This is a genomic window from Kribbella sp. NBC_01510, from assembly GCF_045040325.1.
Taxonomy (GTDB): Bacteria; Actinomycetota; Actinomycetes; order Propionibacteriales; family Kribbellaceae; genus Kribbella.
Genome location: NZ_CP109418.1, coordinates 5,405,670 through 5,429,784, shown reverse-complemented (window position 1 = coordinate 5,429,784; position 24,115 = coordinate 5,405,670). Strand labels below are relative to the sequence as shown.

Below are 24,115 nucleotides of genomic sequence, written 5' to 3'. Positions count from 1 at the left end.
TTCGACGGCAGTCGTGTCACAGGAAGTCACGGGACCTGAATACTTGACGCAGTAAATTAAGCGACTCTAGGCTCGGCCGGGTCCGCCCTCTCCTCCCCTGGAGGATCATCGAATGTCCCTCCGCAACTGCACCACCATCGTGCTGGCCGCCGTCGCCCTGGTGTCGACCGCAGCCGCAATCGCTCCCGCCGACGCAGCCCAACCCGTTGTCGTCCAAGCCCAGAAGCCCGTACCAGCCAAGTACCCACAGGTCGCCGCCAAGCCGTACATGGGCTGGAGCAGCTGGAGTCTGCAGTCCACCAACTACCCGGGCGTGAACCCGGACGGCCCCGGCAGCTTCATCAGTGAGCAGAACATCCTCACCCAGGCGCAGGCGCTGGCGACCAAGCTCAAGCCGTACGGCTACGAGTACATCAACGTCGACGCCGGCTGGCAGGACGGCGGCGACGAGTACGGCCGCCCGGTCGCCATGGCGAAGCGCTTCCCCCGCGGGATGAAGGCGGTCGGCGACGACATCCACAAGCTCGGGCTGAAGTTCGGCATCTACACCACCGTCGGCCTCGGCACGGACGTCTACCGCGACGGCAACACGCCGATCTACGACGCACCTGGCTGCTTCACCCGCGACATCGTCTACCCGGACCTGCGCAAGACCAACGGCTGGGACGCGGCGTACAAGATCAACTACGAGAGCCCGTGCGCGCAGACGTACGCCGACTCGATCGCCAAGCTCTTCGCAAGCTGGGGCGTGGACTTCATCAAGATGGACGGCGTCGGACCGGGTTCCTGGAAGGGTGCTCCAGACGACCCCAACCACAACAACACCGAGGACATCGAGGCTTGGTGGCGCGCGGTGCAGAACGCCGGCCGCCCGATGATGTACACGCTGTCCTGGTCGCTAAGTCACCGGTACGCCGACGTCTGGAAGCAGAACTCGAACGGCTGGCGGATCGACACCGACGTGGAGTGCTACTGCGACACGATCGTCCGCTGGGACAGCTCGGTGAAGGCGCGCTGGTGGGACCTGCCGCAATGGATCGACGACGCCGGCCCCGGGCACTGGAACAACCTGGACGCGCTCAACGTCGGCGTCGGCGCGATGGACGGCCTCAGCGACGCCGAACGGCAGAGCTATATGACGTTCTGGGCGATCAATGCGGCACCGCTGTTCGCCGGTGACGACCTGACCAAACTCGACGCATACGGCCTGAAGCTGCTGACCAACCGCGAGGTCATCGCGATCGATCAGTCCGGCAACCCGGCCCGGCCGCTGAACCAGGACCAGTTGCAGCAGACCTGGTACGCCAAGAACGCCGACGGCAGCGTCACGGTCGCACTGTTCAACCTGGCCGGCACCCCTGCCACGGTGACCGGCACTTTCGACCAGCTGGGCATCACCGGCAAGGCGACCGTCCGCGACATCTGGGCGGACCAGAACACCCGGAACGTGTCCGGCCAGGTCTCCGCCGCGCTGCCGGCCCACGGGTCGAAGCTCTACAAGATCACTCCGAACGACACATCAGGTCCGACCAAGCCGGCCGACCTGACCACGACGGACGTCAGCCGCACCACCATGTCGCTGACCTGGCGGCCGAGCACCGGCGCCTCGTCGTACAAGGTGTTTGCCAATGGCAAGCAGGTGGCAACCAGCTCGACCACGAGCGCCGTGGTGACCGGGCTGCTGCCGCAGACGCAGTACACCTTCACGGTGAAGGGCGTGAACGGCGGCCGTACGTCGGACGCCAGTGCTCCGGTCACCATGTTCACCGCGAAGTCGGGTGGACCGGTCCGGTACGAGGCCGAGGCGCCGACCAGCACGCTGACCGGGAACGCGGGTATCTCCGGGTGCACCCTGTGCTCGGGTGGCGCGAAGATCGGCAACATCGGGTACGACGCCACGGTGACACTCAACAACATCACGGTCCCGGCCACCGGCACGTACCTGGTCAAGATCGCCTACACCGACGGCGACACCAGCCGGCAGAGCATGCTCACGGTGAACGGCACCGACACCTACTGGGCCGACTACTCAGGTCTCGGCGACAACGACTGGGGGACGCCGCAGGTGACCTACCTCCCGATGAAGCTGACCGCCGGAGCCAACTCCATCAAGGTCAGCAACCCGGCCGGCTACATCGCCGACATCGACTGGATCACAGTCTGACCGTTCCGGAACCGTTCGTACGACGTCTGCCGTAGTGGCGAGGTATGACGGACGATGGATTGATGAGCGCCTATCCAGAAGCACTCGTGCCACCCGGCGGAACCGCTCCGGTCCCCCGCCGGGTGCGCGCGACCCTTGGCAACCGCGTCGTTCTCGACACGACGGACGCGATCTATCTGTGGGAGTTCCCGCCGTACCCGCAGTACTACATCCCGCTCGCGGACGTGGCGGCCGGCGTACTGACCGATACCGGCGAGACGAAGGAGTTCGAGCACGGTGTTGCGCGGGTGCACACCGCCGGATCCGGCAAGGCCTGGGTGTACGACGAGGGTGTCGCAAAGGACCGGGCGCGGTTCCAATTCGACGCTCTCGACAGCTGGTTCGAGGAGGATGAGGAAGTCTTCGTCCATCCGCGCAACCCGTATGCGAGGTGTGACGCGATCCGGTCCGGCCGGCACGTCAAGGTCGAACTGGACGGGAAGCTGCTGGCCGAGTCCCGCTCGACGGTGATCGTGTTCGAGACCGGGCTGCCGCCGCGCTACTACTTCCCGCGGACCGAGGTGAACTTCGAGCACCTGACCCCGAGCGACACCCGGAGCGCGTGCCCGTACAAGGGCCGGACGTCCGACTACTGGTCCGTCAGCGACCGCCGCGATCTCGCCTGGTCCTACGACTTCCCGACGGCTCCGTTGCTGCCGATCACCGGCCTCGTCTCCTTCTTCAACGAGAAGGTCGACCTGACCATCGACGGCGAGCTGAAGGCCCGTCCCATCACCCCGTTCTCCGACCGCGAGATCAGCGCCGGCCCCCCGAACTGAGGTCAGATGGCGGCGGTGGTGGCGCCGTCCATGGTGATGATCGAGGCGGTGACGTAGCTGGCCCGTGGGGACGCGACGAAGACGGCCACGTCGGCGACCTCGCTCGGTTCGCCGGCGCGGCCGAGCGGGATCTCGGCGACGAGATCCCGCAGCAGTTCCTCTTTGGTACGGCCGGTCGCGCGGACTGCCGCCTCGAGGCCCTCGTCGACGCGGGAGGTCCGGGTCGTGCCGGGGTTGATCACGTTCACCCGGACGCCCTGCGCGGCGTACGCCTTGGCGTAGCCGACCGATGCCAGCATGAGCGCCGCGTTGGCCGCGCCGCCGCCGATGTGCAGCGGGTTCGCCGCGCGGCCGCCTTGGCCGACCACGTTCACGATCGCGCCGCTGCCGCGCTCGGCCATCCCGCGGATGACCGCCTCGGTCGCGTGCATGTAGGTGAAGTACTTCGCCTCCATCGCGGCGTGCAGCGTCGTGCTGTCCAACTCGTCGACGGGCGTCCGCCGGGCCGCACCCGCACAGTTGATCAGGATGTCCGGTACGCCGATCCGCTCGAAGGCCGCCGTGGTCGCGTCGGGATCGGTGAGGTCGACCGCCTGCACCTCGAAGCTCAGGCCCTTGGCCGCAAGCTCCTCCTGCGCCTTCGCCAGGTTCCCGGCGTCACGGGAGATCCCGATCACCTTCGCACCCTCCCAGGTGAGCGCCTCCACACAGGCCAGGCCGATGCCCTTGCTCGCTCCGGTGACGACCGCGGTCTTCCCGGACAGTTGCAGATCCACGTGACTCCTCAGGTGTTGGCGTCGTACTCGTCGCGGGCGGCGGCGATCTCGTCCATGTGGTCGTAGGCCCAGGTCCGCATCGTCGCGACGGCCGCCGCCAGGCTCAGGCCGAGCGGGGTCAGCGTATAGCTGACCGTCACCGGCACAGTAGGAAGAACATCACGCCGGACGACGCCGTCCCGCTCGAGGTTGCGCAGCGTCTGGGTGAGCATCTTCTGGGTGATGCCCTCGATGATCGACTTGAGCTGGCCGGAGCGCAGCGTGCCGCCCTTCTCGAGCGTGCTGATCACCAGCATCGTCCAGGTGTCGCCGATCCGGCCGAGCACCTGACGCGTCGGGCAGGCGCCTTTCGTGGCGTCCCACCTACCTCTGACCTGGTCGGTATCCATTCGGTGCCTATGGCAGTAATTAGTGCTGTCTTCCGCCCGCCACGATCGGTTCGTAGCGTCATTGCCGAGTCTAGGTGAAGGAGCAGGACGGCCATGAGAGCAGTGGTTCCGGTGGACACCGGAAGGATCGGGTTCGCGGACGTCGACGACGTCCGGCCGAGCGCGGACGAGATGGTGATCGAGGTCGCGGCGTTCTCGATCAACCGCGGTGAGACGTTCCAGCTGGAGCGGCCGCAGGACGGGTGGCGACCCGGCAAGGACATCGCCGGCCGGGTGATCGAGGCCACCCCTGACGGTCCGCCGGTCGGCACCCGCGTGGTCGCTCATCTCCCACACTCGGGCTGGGCCGAGCGCGTGACCGCGCCGGCCACCCAGGTCGCCGTACTGCCGGACACCATCTCCTTCGCGCAGGCTGCCGCGCTCCCGCTGGCCGGACTGACCGCGCTGCGCTTGCTGCGTACGGCGGGCAGCGTGATCGGACGGCGGATCCTCCTGACCGGCGCGTCCGGCGGAGTCGGCCACTACTTCACCGAACTCGCGGCCGGCGCCGGCGCATCCGTCACGGCCGTCGTCTCGTCCCCCGCCCGCGGCGAGCGACTGCTCGAACTCGGTGCCCAGGACCTCGTGTACGACGTCGCGGACGCACCCGGACCGTACGACCTCGTCTTCGAATCCGTCGGTGGCCAGAGCCTGCCGGTCGCGTTGTCGAAGCTGGTACCGGGTGGTGACCTGATCTGGTTCGGCGAGGTCAGCCGGCAACCGGTGACGCTCGACTTCTTCGACTTCTTCACCGCTCCCGAGGCGGCGCGCATCCGGCACTTCCACTACGTCCACGGCCGCGACGACGAGGACCTGGCAACGCTGGTCCGGCTGGTTGCGTCCGGCCGGCTCCACCCGGAGCTCGGCCGCGTCGAGGACTGGTCCCGGACGGAGGTCGTACTCGATGACCTGCGTGAGCGTCGCATCCGCGGCAACGCCGTACTGACCCTGCATGAGGAGGAGGCAACACCGATGGATCCGAAGACCGTTGTGACCCGGTACGTCGAGGCGGTGGCGGCGGGTGATCTGCCGACGATCCGCGCCAGTTTCGCGCCCGACGTCGTGTGGACGTATCCCGGTGACCTCCCGCTGTCCGGAGACTGGAAGGGACGGGACATGGTCGTCGACGAGTTCCTCGGTGCGGCCGCCGGCAACCTCTTCGCCCCCGGTACGCCGGTGACGATCAGGCTCGTCAACGTCATCGCCGACGGCGAGCAGGTGTTCGCCGAGTGGACCGCACAGGCGACCGCCCGCGCCGGTGGTGCCTACGACAACAAATGTGGCGGAGTCTTCACCGTTCGGGACGGCCTGATCGTCGCGGTCCGGGAGTACCTCGACACCGACCACGCCCGCCGGGTCCTGTTCGCCGGCGAATCGATGCCCTGAGCAATCGTCAGCTTTCGGCGCCCCAGGCAACGAATTGGAATCGGCGCTACTCCGGCCTTGATCGGGTCAGTACGATGAGTAACCAGATCGACACTCTTTGTTTCGACGCCTGATGCCCGAGCAGTTGCCCAGAGCACCCGACGCCGGAGGACCCGTGCCGACCACGTCACCTTCTCCTACCGCCACTGAACGCGTTTCCTGGCGGTCCGTTCTTCACCACGACCTCCCTGCCTCGCTGGTGGTCTTCCTGATCGCAGTACCGCTCTCGCTGGGGATCGCCGCCGCCTCCGGCGCCCCGCTGATCGCCGGCCTGGTGGCCGCGGTGGTCGGTGGGGTGGTCGCCGGTGTGCTCGGCGGCTCCCCGTTGCAGGTCAGCGGTCCGGCCGCCGGCCTGACCGTTGTCGTCGCCGGCCTGGTCGGTCAGTTCGGCTGGGCCGCGACCGCCGGCATCACCTGCGCCGCCGGCCTCGTGCAGATCCTGCTGGGCGTCACCCGGATCGGGCGGCTCGCCCTCTCCCTGTCTCCCGCCGTGGTGCACGGCATGCTCGCAGGCATCGGCGTGACGATCGCCGTCCAGCAGGTGCATGTCGTGCTCGGCGGCAAGGCGCAGAGTTCCCTGATCGAGAATGTGGCCGCACTGCCCGCGCAGCTGATCGCCCATCACGGTCACTCCGTCGTGGTCGGCGTACTGACCGTCGCCATCGTGCTGGCGTGGCCCAGACTGCCCAAGGTCAAGGTGATTCCGGCACCGCTGGTCGCCGTGGTCGCGGTGACCGCGCCGGCCGCGGTCTTCATGGTCGACGTTGCCAGGGTCGATCTACCCGACCGCCCTCTGCAGGAACTGATCATGCCCGCGATCCCCGATGGCACGCCGTCGGAGATCGCGACCGCGGTGGTGACCGTTGCCCTGGTCGCCAGTGTCGAGTCGCTCCTGTCGGCCGTTGCCGTGGACAAGCTTCATCGCGGGAGGCGCAGCAACCTCGATCGCGAGTTGATCGGCCAAGGCGCCGCGAACGCGGTGTCCGGCGCGCTCGGCGGCATGCCCGTGACCGGCGTGATCGTACGCAGCTCAACGAATGTCGCGGCTGGAGCGCGGACCCGCGCCGCCGCGGTCCTGCACGGCCTCTGGATCGCCGCGTTCGTCCTCGCCGCCGGCTCGATGCTCGAGCTGATCCCGATAGCCGCACTGGCCGGCGTCCTGCTCGTCACCGGGTTGCGCCTGGTCCAGCTCGCCCACATCCGCACGCTGCGGCGGCACGACGAGTTGCTCGTGTACGTCGTGACCGCGGCGGGCGTCGCCGTACTCGGACTGGCCGAAGGTGTCCTGATCGGACTGGCGCTCGCGATCGTGCGCGTGCTGTACCGACTCGCCCGGGCGACAGTGACCACAACCGAGGACGACGGGCTGTGGACCGTGCGGATCCGCGGCACGCTCGTGTTCCTCGGGGTCGCGCCGCTGGTCCGGACACTGCGGTCGATCCCGGCCGGCGCCCGCGTCCGGGTCGACCTGGATGTCGACCATCTCGACCACGCGGCGTACGAGGCGATCGAGGACTGGCGGCGTGGACACATCGCCCGCGGTGGTTCGGTCGAGCTCAACCGGGCGGCGTTCCGAGCGGCGATGCACTTCGATCCGGCGCGGCGGCTGATGCCCTGGCAACCCCAGGTCATCCCCGAGCCCGACCAGCGGGTCTCGATGCTGGACGGGATCCGTGAGTTCGAGGCCTCGGCCGAGCTGATCCGGCCGATGCTCGCGAAGCTGGCGGCGGACGGGCAGCGGCCGGCGCAGCTGTTCATCACCTGTGCCGATTCGCGGATCGTGCCGACGATGATCACGACCAGCGGTCCAGGCGATCAGTTCTGCGTGCGGAACATCGGCAACCTCGTTCCACCGAAGGGCTCGAACAGCAACTCCGTCGACGCCGCGATCGAGTACGCCGTCGACGTCCTCGGCGTGAAGTCGATCGTGGTCTGCGGTCACTCGCACTGCGGCGCCGCCGCGGCCGCACTGGAGGCGAACGTCCCGGCCGGTTCCGGCCTGCAGAACTGGCTACGCCACCTCGAGCCTTCGGTACGCCGTGCGGTCGGGCTGCCGGATATCGTCGACCCGGCGACCGGCGTGAAGTTGTCCCCGGCCGACAAGCTGTCCGTCGCGAATGTCGGCGTACAACTGGCGAACCTTCGCAGCTTCGCCTGTGTCCGCACGGCAGAGGCCGAAGGGCGGCTCGAACTGATCGGGCTGTGGTTCGACATCGGTGCGGCCGCGGCCCGGCTGGTGCTCGACCGCGAGCCCTATCTGGTCCGCGCCGACGAGGAACTCGCCACCGCGGGCAGACGCTGATCGAGCTGGGAGACGTCGGCCGGGATGCGTACCCGCCGTGCGTCGAAGATCAAGAGCAGCGGGAGTGCCAGGGTGATCGCGACCAGGCCGTCGAGCCAATAGTGGTTGGCGGTCACGACGACGACCGTGAACGTGAGCAGCGGGTGTGCCATCCACAACCAGCGCCAACGCGAGCGAGTGGCCCGGATCAGGAACACCGCGACCATGAACGCCCAGCCGACGTGCAGGCTCGGCATCGCGGCGAACTGGTTCGCGACTCCCGAGTCGGTGCTCGCTCCGTACACGGACTGGCCGAGCAGTACGCCGGTGTCCACCCAACCCGGCATCATCCGCGGCGGCGCGAGCGGGAAGAACATGTGCCCGATCAAGGCCAGCCCGGTCAGCGACGCGAGCGCCCAGCGCGCCTTCCCGTACTCGACCGGTCGCCGGATCATCAACCACAGCAGCACCACGGTCGTCAGCGGGAAGTGCACACTCGCGTAGAACACGTTGGCGACGTCGGCCAAACCGTGGACCCGCAACGCCTGCTGCTGCACGGCCGCCTCGCTCGGCAGGCCGAGCCAGTTCTCCCAGCGGATCAGCTCATCGGCATGCTTGTACGCCGATCCGGTGTGCTCCGCGGACAGGAACCGGCCGAGGTTGTACACCCCGAACAGCACCGCCAGCAGTGCGATCTCCCGCACGATCCGCCAGATTCCGCCCGGCGGTCTGGTCACCGTCGGACGTGATGACGGTTGTCCCACCCGCTCCAGAGTCATCTGTGCCACGCCGACCCCCAGCTCAAACCGAACGCTCGTTCTCCGAACTTCCACCCTGCTCCGACGGCCGCCCGAAAATCAAGAACGGTCATTCGTTTTCCCCTGTGATCCCTGGCACTCTTTCAAATTATCGCAACCTGCTGATAGTTGCGAAGAATATGAATTTACTCACAAGACCGGTGCACGATGGTGGCCCAGCGCCGGGAGAGTGCGGGCATGGCGACGGTGCCTCGCTACCCCTGGCCGTCCGGCCGCCTCGGTCGGTCACTTGGTGCACCAGATCCGCACCGCGCCGGCCCGCGGGTACGGATCTGGTGCACCAAGTCGATCTCTGCTGCGGCCGAACCCGGTTGCGACCTCGTACACGAGGGGATATCCCGGCACGCTGCCGGTTGTCGGCTCTTGTCAGGGTGAGAGAACCGGCAACGCGATGGGATAACCGGCGCTCCGGTCGGTTCCGTGGGTGTTGCGGCCGCCGTCGACCGGATCGCCAAGCCATCACAACCAGGCGCGGACGAAGGCCTCCCGCGAGCGGTCGCGGCGTCTGGGTGATTGTGATGGCCTGGAAGTCCACCCACACCACCCTGGCGGCGGTGCCGGTTGGGCGATGCTGCGCCGCTGTCCGGACCTGCACCACTCACAGCAACGCGATACCCCACAGGCCCCGCTCGACGGTGACCACTCGGCAGCTGCCGGACCGGGTTAGTGAGTGCCCCACGTCCGCCCAGGCCGAGACCCGCAGGCCGGCCAGCGGGCCCTCACCGCAGGCGCCGTGCTCCGTCGAGTGCGCCACGATCACCCCGATCGCTTCGCGGTAACCGCCGTACTCGTCCGTCAGCCGACCAGGGTCGGGTCCGCTGTGTAGGTGTCGCAGGCTGACGGGCCGGCCGCCTCGAAGCCGTTGAAGTGCCATAGCGCGAAATTCGCCACGTCCCCGTGGTCGTGGTCGGGATCACGGCTGTTCCGAATGGCCTGGTTCCGCAGGTCGAGCCATTCGCTGTCGACCGGGAAGGACTCCTGGTCAGCGCCGAAGTAGGCGCCGCCGAAGCAGTGTGCCTGAAGCTCGACTCTCCGGCTCTCCTCCCGTTGCGCGTCGGCCCCGGTGGCCGTGGTCCCCCATTCGTACTCCGCCAAGCGCATCCCGGTCAGCGCCTGGACGTGATGCCCGTACTCGTGCGTGATGGTCAGCGCCATCCAGGCAAGCGCCACCCCGGGGCCGCGCTTGTAGTCGTCCAGATTCTCCTGTGCGCCCAGGTAGATAGTGTCCCCGCAGTAGAACGCCCAGGCGTCGTCGCCGTGACATGGCGAGGTCGGCGACTTGCCCGGTACGACGGCCAGCTTCGGTGGGGTGAAGGTGAACCCGGCCTTCCGGATCACCGGTGCCCACGCCTTGTTCAGGCAGGCGACGAACTCGGCGTAGTAGGTCTGGACGTTCCGCAGCGAGGTCGCCGGCATCGCCGGCTCCACACATCGCGGCGCCGTGAGCTTCCCGGCGCGGTAGATCGGATTCCGCGTGAGCGCCGCCGGTTGAGGTGGCCTGGAGACCGGCGCGGTCGGCGCCGTCGTCGGGACCTTCGTCGGCACCAGCGATCGCACCTTGGCCGTCGCGGATGCGGCTGACTTCCTCGCGGTGAAGGGACCATCGGTCGGTGTGCAAGCGGAGAGCAGGACGACAGCGGCAGCGCAGAGGGCGGCCGCACCCCTTGTGTTCACCGACTGACTGTAGACCAGGTGATCGTGGCCTGGTCAGGACGGGCGTCGACCTGGACTAGTCCATCGGCTGGGAGGGCGTCGTACTGGTCGGCGACGACGACTGGGGTTGCGAGGGCATACAGCTCGTGGGCGATGAGGGCGCCGAGGGGGATGATCGGGTCGAGGCGGGCAAGGATGATCGCGGCTGGAGCGGTCCGGGTGCGGATCTGCTCGGCGAGGACGCTGGAGGCTGAACTGGAGCCGCGGCCGGATTCCATCAGGAGGATGCGGCCGGCGAGGATTGCGCCGCACTGGGGATGGTGGGCGTCGATGATGCGGCCGACTTCGTCGGTGCCGCCCCAGAAGGACAGTGGCGCGGTGAGGCGGATGACTTCGCCGGAAGCCGTGCCGGGGTGCAGTGTGCGGGCGGTGACGATCATGAGTCGAGCACGACTCGGCCTGCGCGGGCGGAGGCGACGCATTCCTCCAGCGATCCGAGGACCGCGGAGACGTTGATGTTGCCGGGAGCGTAGTGCGCCCACTTGCCTGAGTTCGTCATCACGTTCTTCCAGCCGGGCGCGAGGATCGACGTCACGTACGTGCAGGTGTCGACGACCACGGTCACGCCCGCGGCTTCCAGCACCCGCAGTACGCCGGTCTCCGCCGCCCGCGCCCGCGTCGCCCGACCGGTCGACAGATAGAAGGGCACCTTCAGCGCGGGCCCGTTCCCGACGAGGCCGGCCAGTCGAGCACATTCGCCGTACGACGCGTGCGGCGTACCGACGCTGACCGCATCGAGCTTGCCTTCGCGGAAGGTCGACAAGCCCCGCCGGACCTCCCGCAATGTGGCGAGGTGGACCTCGTGCACCGGCAGCCCATCCAGCGAGGTGGGCGCCTCCGGCGTCACGCCGACCGCGTGGAACAACGCGACTCCCCCAGCCGACGCGGCCGCCGCACCGAAGGCCTTCAGCTCGTCCTCCCCGACATCCGCCGGAATCCCTACCAGCACAGGGATCTCGGCACCGACCACCGATCCGACGTGATGCCCCAGCAATGGATATGCCAGGTCGGACTGCAGGAATCGACCCAGCGGACGGCAGTCGAAGACCACGGTCCCCCGCCGCGCCTCAGTCGTCTGGAGTCCGGAGTACGGCGCTCGCCCGGTGATGGCGGCGCAGATGTCGAGGAAGTCGCCGTACCGATCGGTCCGCGCGCCGAGGACCGAGTTGGCGAACACGATCGCATTCGACTCCGCCCAGGCCACGTGCTCGCCGAGACCCGGCCGATTCGGCAGCTGGTACGGCGCGCACGTGAAGGTCGGCGCACACCCGAGAGCGACGTACGCCGACATCAGCTCACGACCCGCGGCCGCGAGGTCCCGGTCACGGACCAGTCCGGGATGGAGAAGGTCCATCGAGCCGACGTTCAGCGTGGTCGGGACGCGGACCTTCGCATCCAGGTCGGCCAGCCGGTGGGCGAAGTCGAGACTGACCTGGCCGTGGTACAGGCATGAGTCGACATGCGCGGACGTGATCTCGACCAGCCGCGGCGCGTCGGAGATCCGCGCCTGCGCCACGATCACGCGCATCGCGAGCGCGACGCCATCTCCGCTCTGACCGCCGAGCATCGCTTCTTCCTCGGCGGTCAGGTGGAGACTCTGCATGCGTCGAAGCTAAACCTTCTGCCGGCGCGAGGCGACCAGCGCCCCCGATTCGTAGCCGTCGGCGCGTAGGCCCTGGCCGGCGGTGACCTCGAGGATGTCGATACTGAGCGGCATCCCGGTCAGGTCCTCGGAGCTGATCGGGCGGTCGTCCAGGTAGATGTCGACCCGGTCGATGCCCTGGACATCGATCGCGACGGTGAGCGTCGTACCGCTGAAGGTCGTCTTCAGGTCGAGCCGGCGGACCGGCCTCGCCGCGAGCAGCGAACCGGCCCTGTTCAGCAGGTCGACGTTGCCTTCGAGCAGATCGGCCTGGGTCAACTTGTGGGTCTCGGTCGGCTTGACACCGAGATCCTCGACCGGTGTGCCGGACAGCGCGCCGACGCGCAGAGTCCGCCGGATCGCGACCCGCATGTTCGCCCCGTTCGGCAGCGCGACGTACGGCGAGGTCTCGTCCGGTGGCGGTGGTTCGTTCAGCAGCGAGGCGAGCAGACCGTGGGTCCACACGTTCGCGCCGCCCGCACCGGTGTTGTCGTCCACGCCGAGGATCGTGCCGATGGCGTGGTCGGCGAACCCGGCGGCGAAGATGTCGGTCGCCGAGTACACCCGGGCGTCGGTGATCAGCACCACCGGACCGAAGTACTTCTGGCCGATGTCGTTGGAGCCGTCCACGGGCGTGATCGGCTTCGACGCCGAATACGCCGCGCCGGTCTCGGTGGCCAGGTCGAGCGAGTCGAACCACGGACCGAGGTCGATGCCGGCCGGGTTGTCCTTGTGCCGGCGGCAGATCCGGAGGTTGAGCGGCGTACTGATGAACTGCACCGGCTCCGGGTCGATGTGCCGCGGCGTCATCGTCTGCAGGGTGAATTCGCTGGCGTAGATGTGCCCGCCGCCGTTGTCGCGGACGTCGACGATCAGGCCGTTCTGCGGCAGCATCGCGGCCAGCCGGACGAACTCGTCCCGGAACGCGACCGGGTCCTGAACGCTGAACGTGAAGATCCGCAGGTGCCCGAAGGTCCCGGACGGCGTCACCACCTCGCGGGCCCGGAAGACACCGGGCATCGTGGTCGGCAGGTCGGCGCCGCTGACCGCGGCCGGGGCGCTCAGCTCGGCCGAGCTCTGGCCGCGTTCGAGGTCGACGACGTCGCGGACGTACAGCGTCTTTTTCGCGCGGGCCTTCTCGTCGGAGTCGAGGTCGAGTCCCATCGAGGCGGAGGTCGCGTTGACCGCGTCGAGGTCGGTCATCGGCGGGAGGTTGGTGGTGACCTTCCATTGCTCGCGCAGCTCTTGGGTTGAGCCGTCGAGACCGGTGTAGGTCAGCGTCACCCAGTCCTCGTCCGGCGGTGCCTGGATCACCAGGGGTCGCAGGGTGAGCGACTCCAGGCCGCGCGCGAGGTTGGCGGCGTCGTTGCTGCCGGCGAACACGGCGCCGTTCAACGCGACGGCACGAGCGATCGGCGTACCGTTCCAGTGCGTCACCTCGGCTCCCTTGCCGAACTGCGTCGCCTGATAGCCGGTGATGGTCTGGGTGATCAGGTAGTGCTCGGCGCCGGCCGGGTCGTAGCACTTCTCGATCATGAACGGCAGGAACGCGATCTTCCCCGCGAACGGGACCGGCAGCAGGTAGTTCGTGTGCAGGTCGCGGACCGAGTGGAAGATGCTCGACATCGCGCGATGGAAGATCCATTCCGGTTCCATCGTGTCGCTGGTCTGACGCTCCATGTGGGCTCGCATCACGCGCAGGCGCTGCAACGGGTTGACCGCATGCATCGCGACCTTCAGCGGCAGATGCGCGTAGTTCTCACCGAGCAGCAGGAGCGCCTGGTCGACCAGGAGCTTGCGCTGGTCGAGCGTCAGGGTGCCGGCCGATTCGAGGAAGTCCGGCAGGGGTACGACGGCTGCCTGCGCGGCGGCCGCCTGCGTCGTCGTGGTGGTCCCCCGGTTTGCCGTCGTACTCGCGATCGACTTGCGGGCGGCGCGTTTCGTCGCCGTGGCCGTCTTCGCCGGTTCTTGCCGGGCGGTGGTCCGCGACGCCGCGGTCTTCCGCGCCGTGGCCGTCTTCTTCGCTGCGGCGGTCTTCTTCGCCGCCGTCTTCTTCCCCGTGCCTTTCGTGCTGCGTGGCTGAGACATCGCTCCCCCAATACGGCGGCCCCTCCCCGGGCCGCGATGCCTCCACCGTCGTCCGCGCGTGTGGTGATGTCAACGGCCAGCGGTTGACCACCTGGCTGCAAGGATGGGCGCGTGAGTGAGTTCTGGGACAGCATCACGTCGGCGCAGCCGGACCCGTCGCTGAAGGTGGTGATCGGCACGGGTGTGGTCGCGCTCGTGCTGATCGCATGGCGGCCGTTCTGGCGGTTGACCCGGCAGGTCATAACGATCGCGCACGAGGGTGCCCACGGCCTGATCGCCGCCTTGGTCGGACGGAAGCTGGCCGGCATCCGGCTGCACTCGGATACGTCCGGCGTTACTGTGTCCCGTGGCCGTCCGACCGGTCCGGGGATGATCGCCGTACTGCTCGCCGGCTATCCCGGGCCCGCGCTCTTCGGCCTCGCCGCCGCGTTCGTCCTGAGTCGTGGGTACGCCGTTGCGCTGCTCTGGGGACTGTTGGTCGCGCTGGTGATCCTGCTGCTCCAGATCCGCAACCTTTACGGGCTCTGGTCGGTCGTGGTCTTCGGTGCTGTCGTCTTCGGCGTGTCGTGGTGGGGATCGCCGTCGGTGCAATCCGCGTTCGCTCAGCTGCTCACGTGGTTCCTCCTGCTGGCCGCGCCACGTGCCGTGCTCGAGCTGCAGCATTCACGCCGCGGCGGGCAGGGGCGGAGTTCGGATGCGGATCAGCTGCGGCGACTGACCGGCGTACCGGCGTTGCTGTGGGTCGGGATGTTCGGCCTGGTGACGCTGGCGTGTCTGGCGCTCGGTGTCGTGTGGTCCGGGGTGCTGCCGGGCTAGGGCGGTGGCGGCAGGGTCACTCCGAAGCCGGTGATCGCCAGGCGGAGCAGGACCTGCCCTGGTCTGAGCAGGTCGGCGATCTTCGCCGCACTCAGCAACTCCAGTTCCGCCAGACGTTGTGCATAGCCGCCTTGCACGCGCGCCTGCTGCAGTTCGATGGTGTTGTGCCAGACCTTCTGCCGGGACTCGCGCAGGAAACGCTGTGACGACAGGCGGTTGAGCGGTGTCAACGCCGCGTCGAGCAGACTCTTCGCACCCGATGCCGCCAGCTCGTCGTCCTCCGCGCCCACGCGTTCCGCGAGTACGCCGTCGATCCGCTCGTGATCCCGGCGCCGGCGGTCCATCAGGAACGGATCGCCGAAGTCGTCGTCACTGATCACGGCGAGCAGAGCCTGCGGCAGGTCGTAGTTGACGTGCGCGTTGATCCCGAGCAGCACGTGCCGCAAGGCAGGCAGGTCGGGCGGGGCGTCGAACGCAAGCCGCCACGGCCTGGCCACGGGGATCCGCAGCTCGTCCCCCGCCACCTTCGCCGCCGGCCGGCCCGCGAGATCCGCGTCGTGGGCCTGCAGGTAGAGCTCGGCGAATTTCACGTCCCAGTCCTCGACCCACGCCGGGTCCTCGAACCGGGCCCGATCGATCGCGTCACCCACCGCCTGCGTCGTGCGCAGGTACGTGCCGAGGAAGATCCGCCGGTGCGTGAGTTCGGCCGGCAAGTCGTCCAGCCGCTGCCGCATTCGCGCGACGACACCGGCCACCGGTTTACCATCGTTCATCGGATCTCCCAAGGGGGGAGGGATCAATGCGGGGCAGAACAGATCCACTGTCCTTCGACCCGGTGGTCGTCGGCAACCGTGAGACGGACGCCTGGGCGGCCTACTACCGGCACGAGTGGCGGCGGTTCATGGTCGCGTCCGTCGGGATGGTCGCGGCCGGCTTCGGGATGTCACCGGGCCGCACACTCGCCGGAGCCTGGTATGTACTGCGCGCGAACCAGATGTGGTCGCCGTACCCGGACAACCAGCCGGATGCGGCCCGTGCGTACATGCGCCGCTTCTACGAGCTGGTCGCACGCGCCAACGGTCTCCACTTCGACCCGGCGCGAGCCGCGCGCCTGGAGGTCGAGTGGTGGCGCGTCCACCGGGCGAACCAGCACGACGAGTCGGTCACCGAGGAGCAACTCGAGGACGCGCTGATCGATCTCTACGCCTACGTGTACGGCGCCGCCGACCGTGAGACGCTCCGCCCGGCCGCGAGCAAACGGGTCGAGGCGATGCTCCTGTCCGACCAATGGGTCCAGGCAGGCCGGCATCGCGACGACCCGTTGCTCGCGGCCGAGCGGCGTGCGCTGGTTGCGTCGTACGCCGCTCTCCGCGCTGCTGTCGAGCGTTAGTGCTGCACGGGCTGGCCGGAGACCGGGTCCAGGTAGAGCGACTTGTTCTTGTGGTGGAAGTCGAACAGGTTGCCCAGTGAGCCGGCCTTCTCGTCGAACGAGTAGTTACCGATCGGACCGGTCTTCCAGTTCTCCTCGACGAACTTCAGGATCGACGTCTGGTCGGTCGTGCTGTGGTCGACGAAGTTCTGCTTCGCGTACGGCGAGACGACGAGCAGCGGCAGCCGGGGACCGTAACCGCAACGGTCCTGGTAGCCGCCGGCGATCCGGGCGGCGTTCGTACCGCAGGTCTTGTCCATGGTGAGCCCGTCGTGCGCGGGGTCGTTGGACTGGTTCACGACCGGGGCGACCTGGTGGTCGTACCAGCCGTCGCTGTCGTCGTACGCGATGACGACCGCGGTGTTCTTCCAGTCCTTGGTCTTCTGCAGCCGATTGATCGTGTCGACGACGAAGTTCTGCTCGTCCAGCGGGGTCGAGTAGCCGGCGTGACCGTCCTGGTACGCCGCCGCCTTCAAGTAGCTGACCGCCGGCATGCTGCCGTGGTCGACGGACGCCCAGAAGTCCGTCAGGTCGTACTGGTGGTTCGCCGGGCCGTTGTTCCCGATCTCCGTGACCGACGCCGGACGGACGTGCTGCAGGTTCTGGGTGCTCTGGTAGTACTGGAACGGCTCGTGGTGCGGGATGTAGTCGACGCTGCTGACCCCGCCGATGTCGGAGTGCTTCGCCGTACAGTCCGCGAAGCCGCCCTGGAACCAGCCCCAGCTCACACCCTTGGCGTTGAGCAGGTCACCGACGTTCTTGTTCTTCGGGTCCGTCACCGTCGAACTGTCCCGGGTGTTGCACTTGTCGCCCGCCGGCTGCGGGTCACCGATCATCGTGCCGGTCGCGGCGGGCACGGCCTCCCCGTCGGCGCTGAAGCCGTGGGTCTGACCCGACACCAGGTTGATCGCGCCGGGCGACGACGGACCGTAGTTGGTCCCGTACGAATTGTCGCTCATCGCAAAGTGCTGCGCGTAGTTCCACAGGCCGGTGACGGTGTTGCCGTCGTAGTACCCCATCACCAGGCCCTTGCCGTGGCCATAGTCCGCGCAGGTGCCGGCACCGCGGCCGACCGTCTCGACCACCTTGTCCATCAGGCCGGAATTCACCGCCAACTGCTCGTCGGTGTAGTTGTGGTCCTGGTCGCAGGTCTGTGCCTGGTCGCGGGCGAGGCGGAACGGCTGGGCGGAGTTCGGGTTGTTCGGCGCGGCGAGCGGGGTGTTCAGCCCGTTCACACTCGGCGTCCCGGCGGCGGCCGCGAACTGCGGTTCGCCCGCGGGGTTGGCGGCGTTCGGGTACGTCGCGAAATAGTGGTCGAACGACACGTTCTCCTGGAAGATCACCACGAGGTGCTTGATCGGGGTGGCGGTCGGCGCCCCCTGATCGTGGCCCAGGGCAACCGCCGGTACCGTGGCGGCGGCGACCAGCACCGCCCCGAGCCCGGCGGCCAGGGGGATCCTGCGTTTGGTCCGGACGAACACGTCTGACTCCTTCGAAGTGTCGTAGGCCGGGAGCCACCGGATTGATGGCTCGTCAGCCCACCTAGCCTCTCCCCCATACCCCGGCTGACCCTAAGCCACTCCAGGTCAGCCGCGCCCGCCGATGATCGGCCGGCCCCGCTGGGCCACGCCGGGGCCGCCGTACGGGTAGTCCGCCGCCCCGGGGTCACTGGCCTGGTCGAGCTTCGCCGTCTCGTCGGCCGTCAGGTGGAGGTCCGCGGCGGCGAGGTTGTCGTCGAGCTGGTCCAGGGTGCGGGCACCGAGGATCACCGAGGTCATCGCGGGACGGTCGACCAGCCAGGCGAGAGCGACCTGGGCCATCGAGTTGCCACGGGCCTCCGCGATCTCCCGGACCGCTTCGACGACATCACGCACCCGCTGGTTGCGGCTCCGGCGATGCCAGGACTCGACCCCGCGGTCCGGATTCTCCCCGAGCCGGGTCGCGCCGGTCGGCTCCTCGTCGAAGGAGTACTTCCCGGTCAGCCAGCCACCGCCCAGCGGCGACCACGGCAGCAGGCCGAGTCCGTTCTCCTGCGCGGCCGGCACGATCTCCCACTCGATCTCCCGCACCAGCAGGTTGTACTGCGGCTGGAGGGTGACGAGCCGTGACCAGCCGCGGTGCGCGATCAGGTCGCACGCCTTCTGCAGCTGCCACCCGGTGAAGTTCGAGAGTCCGCCGTACGAGATCTTCCCTCCGCGGACGGCGTCCTCGAGGAAGCCGAGCGTCTCCTCGAGGGGCGTGACCGGATCCCACGCATGCAACTGGTAGAGGTCGATGTGGTCGACGCCGAGGCGCTGCAGCGACGCGTCCAGGGCACGGCGGAGGTGCCTGCGGGACGTCCCGACGTCGTTCGGTCCACCGCCGGTCGGGAACCGGCCCTTGGTCGCGAGTACGACGTCGTCGCGGGCGGAGCTCTTCGCGAGCCAGCGGCCGACGATCTCCTCGGACCCGCCGCCCGAGTACACGTCCGCGGTGTCGATGAAGTTGCCGCCGGCCTCGACGTACCGGTCCAGCTGCACGTGTGAGCCGGCCTCGTCGGTCTCGCTGCCGAACGTCATGGTGCCGAGCGCGTAGGTGGAGACGACGGCGCCGCTCGTGCCCAGGGTGCGATATTCCACGATGATCCCTTTCTCGGAACTGTCCCACCCGCAGACTACGGTGGCGATCATGAAGACGAGTGAACTGCTGATCGACGCACACAGCCGGATCCAGGAGGTGCTGCACGACGTCGTGGAAGGTCTCGACGACAAGACGCTCGCGACCCGGCCCGGTGACACGGCCAACTCGATCGCGTGGCTGGTCTGGCACCTGACCCGGGTGCAGGACGACCATCTGGCCGACGCCGGTGGCTACGAGCAGGTGCACACCGCGGACGGCTGGCACGAGCGGCTCGGCCTCCCGCTGTCCGCCGGCGACACCGGGTACGCGCACAGCTCGGAGCAGGTCGCGCTGGTCCAGCTCTCGGCCGACCAGCTGCTCGGGTACTACGACGCCGTGCACGCGCGCACGGTCGAGTTCCTGAAGACGGTCACCGACGAAGGTCTGGACCGGATCGTCGACCGCCGGTGGACCCCGCCGGTCACACTCGGCGTGCGACTGGTCAGCGTGATCGACGACTGCGCCCAGCACGCCGGCCAGGCGGCGTACGTGAAGGGTCTGCTCAGCTGAGGGTGGTCTGCCAGAGCGAGGTGCCGGCGATCAGGTAGAGCTTGTGATCCGGCATCTGCACGGCGTCGGTGACCTGACCTTCCGGACCTTGTGACTCCTGGACGGTCCAGTGCCCGTCCTGGCCGGTGAGCACCTTCACCTTGTTGTCCTGAGCAATGATCTGGACGATCTTGCCGCCGTCGACGACCGGCGGCGGCAGTTTGTCCTTGTCCCCCACCGGGATCGACGGGACACCCGGGAGCCGCTTCGCCGTACCGGAGGCGTCGAGCTGCCAGATCGCGAGCTGACCGTCGACGTACCCGGAGATCACACAGTCCTTGCGGCAGGTCGCGGTGATCGCCTGGCTGCGGTTGCCGGGCTCCGGCAGCGCGATCCGGGACCAGCCCTGGTTGAGCTTGGTGGATCGCCAGACGGCCGCCTCCTGGGCGACCACGTTCGGCGCGAGGCGGACCTGGGACCCGACCAGGACGATGCTCTCGCCGAGCGTCGTACCGAAGCCGGGACCGACCAGGAGGGACGGCGTGCTCTGGAGCGCGGTCTTCGCCGGGTCCTGCCGGGTCCATTTGGCGTCGCCCTGCGGCAGCCACACCATGGCGTCGTTGCCGGTCTCCACACCGCCCCACGAGCCGAGCAACGCGCGGCCGCTCGGGGTGATGACCGCGCTGTAGAGGTCGCCTGCGGTCTCTCCGCCGAAGGTCCAGAATTCCTGTGGACGCTCGATGAGTCCGGTCTGCGGCGTGCCGGTCCACACCGTCCAGCGGGTGTTGGAGTGGGCTCCGCCGGCTGCTCCACCGAGGGCGAGCAGCTGCTTGCCGTCGTACGCGATCGAATACCAGATGGCCTCGAAGGCATACGGGCTCGCGCGGTTGGGCTTCACGACGATCGACTTGCGCTGACCGGTGTGGTCGAGGAGCTGGAGCTCGGGGACGACCTCGGCACCGCGATGGCGCAGGCCGATGAGCAGCTGGTCGTCGTAGGCGGTGAGCGTGACGGGCTCCGCCGTACCGACGTCGACCTTCGACCAGGCGACCGCCGCCGGGGCGGCGGGCTTTTCGTGACTACAGGCGGCGATGGTCGCGAGCAGCAGCGCGACTGCGAACAGGCGTCGCATCAGCGGCTCTGCGGGAGTTTGGTGGCCTGCTTCCGGCCGGTCCGCGGCGCGGACGGCGGTGGCACGACCGGGCCGATGTCGCCGTCGGGCGCGGTGTCGAGGTCGATGATCACCGGCGCGTGGTCACTCGGCCCGGTCCCCTTGCGAGCCTTGCGATCGATCCACGCCGCCTTCACCCGCGCGGCGACCGGATCGGTCGCGAGCATCAGGTCGATCCGCATCCCGAGGTCCTGGTGGAACATGCCGGCGCGGTAGTCCCAGTAGCTGAACACACGCTGATCCGGCCAGCGGTCACGGACGACGTCGTGCAGATCCTTCGCGGCCATCAGGTCGGCCAGCGCCTGCCGCTCGGGCGGGGTCACGTGCGTCTGGCCGACGTACGCCGCGGGGTCGAAGACGTCCGCGTCGGCCGGGGCGATGTTCATGTCGCCGCAGACGATCTGGTCTGCCGGGCCGGAGGCGACGACGTCTCTGAGGGCTTTGAGCCAGGCCAGCTTGTACTGGTAGTGATCGGAGTCCGGGACGCGGCCGTTGGGCACGTAGAGCGAATGGATCCGGATGCCACCGCACGTCGCCGCGACCGCCCGGGCCTCGGGATTCGGGAACCCGGGCGCTCCGGCGATGCCTGTGACGACGTCCTCCAATCCGGCCTTGGACAGCAGGGCGACGCCGTTCCACTGTGGTTCGCCGTACAGGGCCGTCTCGTAGCCGCGGCCTGCCAGCTCGTCGCCGAGCAACGCGGTGAACGCGTCGTCCGCCAGCTTCGTCTCCTGCAGGCACACCACGTCGGGCTGCCGTTCGTCCAGCCAGCCCAGCAATCGGGGCATCCGCTGCTTCACCGAGTTCACATTCCAGGTCGCCACTCGCACTGGACCAAGGTAGACCCGACTACGGACCATTTTCATGGTTCCGTCGTCTGACGAGGGACAGCCGAGCGTGATCAGCCGAGCTTTGGTGCCCGCCAGACCAAGGTGTTGAGGAGATCGGTCGACGGTCGTTCGACGCTGTTGTTGTGCTTCGGCTTGTCCTTGCGGCCCCACGCGTCGTCGCCCAGCCACGGCGGTACGCCGAACGGCAGGTCGCGGGCTGGGATCGGTGCGTAGTCCGACTCAAGGAACTTCGGGCCATAGTTCGGTACGGCGAGATCACCGTCGGGATCCGGGGTGACGATGGCCCGCAGGTCGGTGATGGCCTGCCGCCAACTGTCGACCAGCTTCTGGGGCTCGCGGCTGGACGGATGTGGCACCTCGAACACCGGCACGTCCGGCTTGGTGTCCCACAGCCGCACCGCGGACCGAGCCTGCGCGCCGAACGCGACGATGGCCTGCAACTGCTCGCCGGTGATCATCTGGAGCAGGGTGTTCCGCCAACTCAGGTGATCTGGCTGCGACAGCAGCGGCACGGCTTGCTGGGCAAGCGACGGCCGCAGCGCGTACGCGTAGGCGTTGACGAGCGAGTAACTGCGGGTCAGGCCGAGCTTCGTCAGGAAACCCTGCACGCGTTGGCCCGCGTCGCCGACCAGCGTGCGCCCGGCGATACGTTCGGTCGGGCCGGGATCGGAGGCGATCGCGAGCAGCCGGGCGCTGCGGTTCAGCCGGCCGCGGTAGAACACCGGGCCCCAGTCGTACCAGAACAATTCCTGGAAGTCCGCATAACTCGGCACTTTCGCGAAGTGCCGCGCCACCACGGCGGGCGGGCCGGGATCGAAGTCAGCCATCGCAAATACCTCCCCCTCGACGATTCGTGACCTACTCTCGTGATCAGGGGCGGCAAGGGGATTCTACGGGAGGGAAGCCATGTTCGTACTGCGTGGAACCGTGGTGACGATGCGGCCGGACGGGCAGGTTCTCCCCCAGGGCGAGGTGTACGTCGGCGACGACGGACTGATCGCGGCCGTCACCCCGATCGACGCCGTACCCGCTGGTTTCGAGAACGCTGCACGGATCACGGCCGGTGGTCTGATCTATCCCGGGCTGATCGATCTACACAATCATTTGATGTACAACAGCCTGCCCTTGTGGACCGAGCCTTCGCGCACGAAGCCATGGACCTCGCACAACCAGTGGGGAAAGGCGCCGACGTACAGCGCGCAGATCAGTCAACCGGCCCGGCTGCTCGGTGCCGCGGCCGGTCGTGCGCTCCTCAGGTACGTCGAGACCCGGGCGATCGTCGGCGGTACGACGTCGATCCAGGGCAACCCGCGAGGCGCCGTACCCCCGGACAACGACCTGATCCGGAACGTCGACTCCGAGAAACTCGGCACCCACGACGATTTCATCCGGGTCAGCACACTGGTTGCCGACAGCAAGGAAGCGCTGGCTCCCTATGCGGCAGCGGTCGCGCAGGGGCGCGGATTCATCGCGCATTCGGCCGAGGGGTCGGATCCGAAGCTGCGCTCGGAGTTCGAGTTGCTGGACCAGGTCGGGGTGGTCAAACCGCAACTGGTTGCCATTCACGGTGCCGCGCTGAACGCGGACGACTTCGCGAAAATGAAGGCGGGGAATTCGAGCCTGGTCTGGTCGCCTTTCTCCAACTTCTGGCTGTACGGCGCGACAGCGGACGTTCGTAGCGCAAAGGCTGCCGGAGTGCGGTTGTGCATCGGCTCGGACTGGGGTCCGTCGGGGACGCGCAATGTGCTCTGGGAGTTGAAGGTCGCCGATCTCTGGAACAAGGCCCACTCGGTGTTCACCGACGAGGAACTGGTGCGGATGGCGACGTCCAACCCGGGCGAGGCGTTGTCCGGGGTCTGGCCGCATCCGATCGGACGCCTGGAACGCGGCGCGCTGGCCGATCTGATCGTCGTACGGCGATCCGGGGCCGACCCGCACCGCAACCTGATCGAGGCCACCGAGGCCGACATCCGGCTCGTGGTCGTCGGCGGACGAGCCCGGTACGGCCTGCGGTCCTTGATGAAGCCTCTGGCTCCGACGGCGACGCAGATCTCGGTCGGCAAGCTCTCTCGCTCGATCGACTACGGCGACGCCGCGGTCACCTGGAAAACAGTCGTCGCCGAGCTCGAGCGGATCCGGAAGGATCCCGCCGGTGCCGCGGCTCGGGCTGCGGAAACCTTCGCTGCCCTGGCCGCCGCCGACGAAGCCGGCTTCTCCGACCTGGTCACTGCGGACGCCTCCCCCGGCGGAGCTCCGGCCTTGCTGGCGGCCGGCACCTTCGTGCTGCTTCCGGACATGCCGGCGCCGGAGCTCAACGTCGAGCTTCGCCGCCGCGGCGCGGCCGGCGCCACGCCGGAAGCCGTGACCATCCCACCGCTCGAGCCCCTGACCACCGGGGACGCCTGGTTCGACGCAGTCGACGCGAATCCCTTCCACGACGGGTTGCTGAGCGGACTCCGCGCGTACGCCTGAGAGCGCGAGCGCCTGGGACTTCCGGTTGTCACGTCAGGTAGTTATCCACATACCGAAAGTCGTTGCGTTCCCGCGG

At 68.3% G+C, this 24,115-nt stretch carries 22 protein-coding genes; 8 read left to right on the top strand and 14 right to left on the bottom strand.

Going from position 1 to position 24,115, the window contains the following annotated elements; translation table 11 throughout:
- Window positions 1-112 precede the first annotated feature (112 nt).
- The gene (locus OG558_RS27335) at window positions 113-2,164 is read left to right on the top strand and encodes a fibronectin type III domain-containing protein (protein WP_405065568.1); all 2,052 of its coding nucleotides are present in this window, start codon (window positions 113-115) and stop codon (window positions 2,162-2,164) included.
- Between the two features lie 62 nt (window positions 2,165-2,226).
- Window positions 2,227-2,982 (top strand): DUF427 domain-containing protein, encoded by a 756-nt coding sequence (locus tag OG558_RS27330; protein ID WP_405065567.1) that lies wholly within the window; start codon window positions 2,227-2,229, stop codon window positions 2,980-2,982.
- 2 nt (window positions 2,983-2,984) lie between these two features.
- Here the strand turns inward: OG558_RS27330 and OG558_RS27325 are convergent, their stop codons facing one another.
- A complete protein-coding gene (locus tag OG558_RS27325) occupies window positions 2,985-3,758 on the bottom strand; it encodes an SDR family NAD(P)-dependent oxidoreductase (RefSeq protein ID WP_405065566.1) in 774 nt (257 codons plus the stop codon).
- 8 nt (window positions 3,759-3,766) lie between these two features.
- Entirely contained in the window at window positions 3,767-4,147 is a 381-nt protein-coding gene (locus OG558_RS27320) for a helix-turn-helix domain-containing protein (RefSeq protein ID WP_329475459.1), read from the bottom strand.
- A gap of 93 nt (window positions 4,148-4,240) precedes the next feature.
- Between OG558_RS27320 and OG558_RS27315 the strand changes: the two genes are divergently transcribed.
- Window positions 4,241-5,572 (top strand): nuclear transport factor 2 family protein, encoded by a 1,332-nt coding sequence (locus tag OG558_RS27315; RefSeq protein WP_405065565.1) that lies wholly within the window; start codon window positions 4,241-4,243, stop codon window positions 5,570-5,572.
- Between the two features lie 112 nt (window positions 5,573-5,684).
- Complete coding sequence (locus OG558_RS27310; protein WP_405065564.1) at window positions 5,685-7,913, top strand: bifunctional SulP family inorganic anion transporter/carbonic anhydrase; 2,229 nt, start codon at window positions 5,685-5,687, stop codon at window positions 7,911-7,913.
- On the opposite strand, the gene OG558_RS27305 is transcribed toward OG558_RS27310, so the two are convergent.
- From OG558_RS27305 to OG558_RS27280, 6 genes are all read right to left on the bottom strand, one after another.
- Window positions 7,865-8,629, bottom strand: a complete 765-nt coding sequence (locus OG558_RS27305; RefSeq protein ID WP_405065563.1) for a phosphatase PAP2 family protein — start codon at window positions 8,627-8,629, stop codon at window positions 7,865-7,867. The two genes, OG558_RS27310 and OG558_RS27305, sit on opposite strands and share 49 nt — an antisense overlap.
- Before the next feature lie 679 nt (window positions 8,630-9,308).
- A complete protein-coding gene (locus tag OG558_RS27300; RefSeq protein WP_405065562.1) occupies window positions 9,309-9,464 on the bottom strand; it encodes a hypothetical protein in 156 nt (51 codons plus the stop codon).
- Between the two features lie 41 nt (window positions 9,465-9,505).
- On the bottom strand, window positions 9,506-10,384 hold the full coding sequence (locus OG558_RS27295) for a neutral zinc metallopeptidase (protein ID WP_405065561.1): 879 nt from the start codon (window positions 10,382-10,384) through the stop codon (window positions 9,506-9,508).
- Window positions 10,381-10,803, bottom strand: coding sequence for an aconitase X swivel domain-containing protein (locus OG558_RS27290; RefSeq protein WP_405065560.1), 423 nt, complete (start codon window positions 10,801-10,803; stop codon window positions 10,381-10,383). The genes OG558_RS27295 and OG558_RS27290 overlap by 4 nt, the downstream gene beginning before the upstream one ends.
- Window positions 10,800-12,026 (bottom strand): aconitase X, encoded by a 1,227-nt coding sequence (locus OG558_RS27285; RefSeq protein ID WP_405065559.1) that lies wholly within the window; start codon window positions 12,024-12,026, stop codon window positions 10,800-10,802. Before OG558_RS27285 ends, OG558_RS27290 begins: the two co-directional genes overlap by 4 nt.
- A gap of 9 nt (window positions 12,027-12,035) precedes the next feature.
- Entirely contained in the window at window positions 12,036-14,153 is a 2,118-nt protein-coding gene (locus tag OG558_RS27280) for a S41 family peptidase (RefSeq protein WP_405065558.1), read from the bottom strand.
- A 111-nt stretch (window positions 14,154-14,264) separates the two neighbouring features.
- Here OG558_RS27280 and OG558_RS27275 point away from each other — a divergent pair, with 111 nt between their 5' ends.
- Window positions 14,265-14,969, top strand: a complete 705-nt coding sequence (locus tag OG558_RS27275; RefSeq protein ID WP_329475451.1) for a M50 family metallopeptidase — start codon at window positions 14,265-14,267, stop codon at window positions 14,967-14,969.
- Here the strand turns inward: OG558_RS27275 and OG558_RS27270 are convergent.
- On the bottom strand, window positions 14,966-15,742 hold the full coding sequence (locus OG558_RS27270) for a DUF5995 family protein (protein ID WP_405065557.1): 777 nt from the start codon (window positions 15,740-15,742) through the stop codon (window positions 14,966-14,968). The two genes, OG558_RS27275 and OG558_RS27270, sit on opposite strands and share 4 nt — an antisense overlap.
- A gap of 26 nt (window positions 15,743-15,768) precedes the next feature.
- Between OG558_RS27270 and OG558_RS27265 the strand changes: the two genes are divergently transcribed.
- Entirely contained in the window at window positions 15,769-16,359 is a 591-nt protein-coding gene (locus OG558_RS27265) for a hypothetical protein (protein ID WP_328522176.1), read from the top strand.
- On the opposite strand, the gene OG558_RS27260 is transcribed toward OG558_RS27265, so the two are convergent.
- Together OG558_RS27260 and OG558_RS27255 are read right to left on the bottom strand one after the other, a co-directional pair.
- The gene (locus OG558_RS27260) at window positions 16,356-17,879 is read right to left on the bottom strand and encodes a phospholipase C (protein WP_405065556.1); all 1,524 of its coding nucleotides are present in this window, start codon (window positions 17,877-17,879) and stop codon (window positions 16,356-16,358) included. The genes OG558_RS27265 and OG558_RS27260 overlap by 4 nt on opposite strands.
- 105 nt (window positions 17,880-17,984) lie before the next feature.
- On the bottom strand, window positions 17,985-19,067 hold the full coding sequence (locus OG558_RS27255) for an aldo/keto reductase (RefSeq protein WP_405065555.1): 1,083 nt from the start codon (window positions 19,065-19,067) through the stop codon (window positions 17,985-17,987).
- Between OG558_RS27255 and OG558_RS27250 the strand changes: the two genes are divergently transcribed.
- The gene (locus OG558_RS27250; RefSeq protein ID WP_405065554.1) at window positions 19,066-19,566 is read left to right on the top strand and encodes a DUF664 domain-containing protein; all 501 of its coding nucleotides are present in this window, start codon (window positions 19,066-19,068) and stop codon (window positions 19,564-19,566) included. The two genes, OG558_RS27255 and OG558_RS27250, sit on opposite strands and share 2 nt — an antisense overlap.
- Here the strand turns inward: OG558_RS27250 and OG558_RS27245 are convergent.
- The 3 genes from OG558_RS27245 to OG558_RS27235 all read right to left on the bottom strand — a co-directional run bounded on the left by OG558_RS27245 (window position 19,559) and on the right by OG558_RS27235 (window position 22,394).
- A complete protein-coding gene (locus OG558_RS27245) occupies window positions 19,559-20,677 on the bottom strand; it encodes a hypothetical protein (RefSeq protein ID WP_405065553.1) in 1,119 nt (372 codons plus the stop codon). The genes OG558_RS27250 and OG558_RS27245 overlap by 8 nt on opposite strands.
- Complete coding sequence (locus OG558_RS27240; RefSeq protein WP_405065552.1) at window positions 20,677-21,546, bottom strand: exodeoxyribonuclease III; 870 nt, start codon at window positions 21,544-21,546, stop codon at window positions 20,677-20,679. Before OG558_RS27240 ends, OG558_RS27245 begins: the two co-directional genes overlap by 1 nt.
- Before the next feature lie 71 nt (window positions 21,547-21,617).
- Window positions 21,618-22,394 carry a uracil-DNA glycosylase family protein gene (locus OG558_RS27235; protein ID WP_405065551.1) on the bottom strand — a complete coding sequence of 259 codons (777 nt, stop codon included), beginning with the start codon at window positions 22,392-22,394 and terminating at the stop codon, window positions 21,618-21,620.
- Between the two features lie 79 nt (window positions 22,395-22,473).
- Here OG558_RS27235 and OG558_RS27230 point away from each other — a divergent pair, with 79 nt between their 5' ends.
- The gene (locus tag OG558_RS27230; protein WP_405065550.1) at window positions 22,474-24,039 is read left to right on the top strand and encodes an amidohydrolase family protein; all 1,566 of its coding nucleotides are present in this window, start codon (window positions 22,474-22,476) and stop codon (window positions 24,037-24,039) included.
- Window positions 24,040-24,115: the final 76 nt, after the last annotated feature.

Excerpts from the sequence above, each read along its gene's own strand:
- OG558_RS27335 (WP_405065568.1), top strand. The coding sequence starts at position 113 with ATGTCCCTCCGCAACTGCACCACCATCGTGCTGGCCGCCGTCGCCCTG.
- OG558_RS27330 (WP_405065567.1), top strand. The coding sequence starts at position 2,227 with ATGAGCGCCTATCCAGAAGCACTCGTGCCACCCGGCGGAACCGCTCCG.
- OG558_RS27320 (WP_329475459.1), bottom strand. The coding sequence starts at position 4,147 with ATGGATACCGACCAGGTCAGAGGTAGGTGGGACGCCACGAAAGGCGCC.
- OG558_RS27315 (WP_405065565.1), top strand. The coding sequence starts at position 4,241 with ATGAGAGCAGTGGTTCCGGTGGACACCGGAAGGATCGGGTTCGCGGAC.
- OG558_RS27310 (WP_405065564.1), top strand. The coding sequence starts at position 5,685 with ATGCCCGAGCAGTTGCCCAGAGCACCCGACGCCGGAGGACCCGTGCCG.
- OG558_RS27290 (WP_405065560.1), bottom strand. The coding sequence starts at position 10,803 with ATGATCGTCACCGCCCGCACACTGCACCCCGGCACGGCTTCCGGCGAA.
- OG558_RS27285 (WP_405065559.1), bottom strand. The coding sequence starts at position 12,026 with ATGCAGAGTCTCCACCTGACCGCCGAGGAAGAAGCGATGCTCGGCGGT.
- OG558_RS27280 (WP_405065558.1), bottom strand. The coding sequence starts at position 14,153 with ATGTCTCAGCCACGCAGCACGAAAGGCACGGGGAAGAAGACGGCGGCG.
- OG558_RS27270 (WP_405065557.1), bottom strand. The coding sequence starts at position 15,742 with ATGAACGATGGTAAACCGGTGGCCGGTGTCGTCGCGCGAATGCGGCAG.
- OG558_RS27265 (WP_328522176.1), top strand. The coding sequence starts at position 15,769 with ATGCGGGGCAGAACAGATCCACTGTCCTTCGACCCGGTGGTCGTCGGC.
- OG558_RS27250 (WP_405065554.1), top strand. The coding sequence starts at position 19,066 with ATGAAGACGAGTGAACTGCTGATCGACGCACACAGCCGGATCCAGGAG.
- OG558_RS27255 (WP_405065555.1), bottom strand. The coding sequence starts at position 19,067 with ATGATCGCCACCGTAGTCTGCGGGTGGGACAGTTCCGAGAAAGGGATC.
- OG558_RS27245 (WP_405065553.1), bottom strand. The coding sequence starts at position 20,677 with ATGCGACGCCTGTTCGCAGTCGCGCTGCTGCTCGCGACCATCGCCGCC.
- OG558_RS27235 (WP_405065551.1), bottom strand. The coding sequence starts at position 22,394 with ATGGCTGACTTCGATCCCGGCCCGCCCGCCGTGGTGGCGCGGCACTTC.
- OG558_RS27230 (WP_405065550.1), top strand. The coding sequence starts at position 22,474 with ATGTTCGTACTGCGTGGAACCGTGGTGACGATGCGGCCGGACGGGCAG.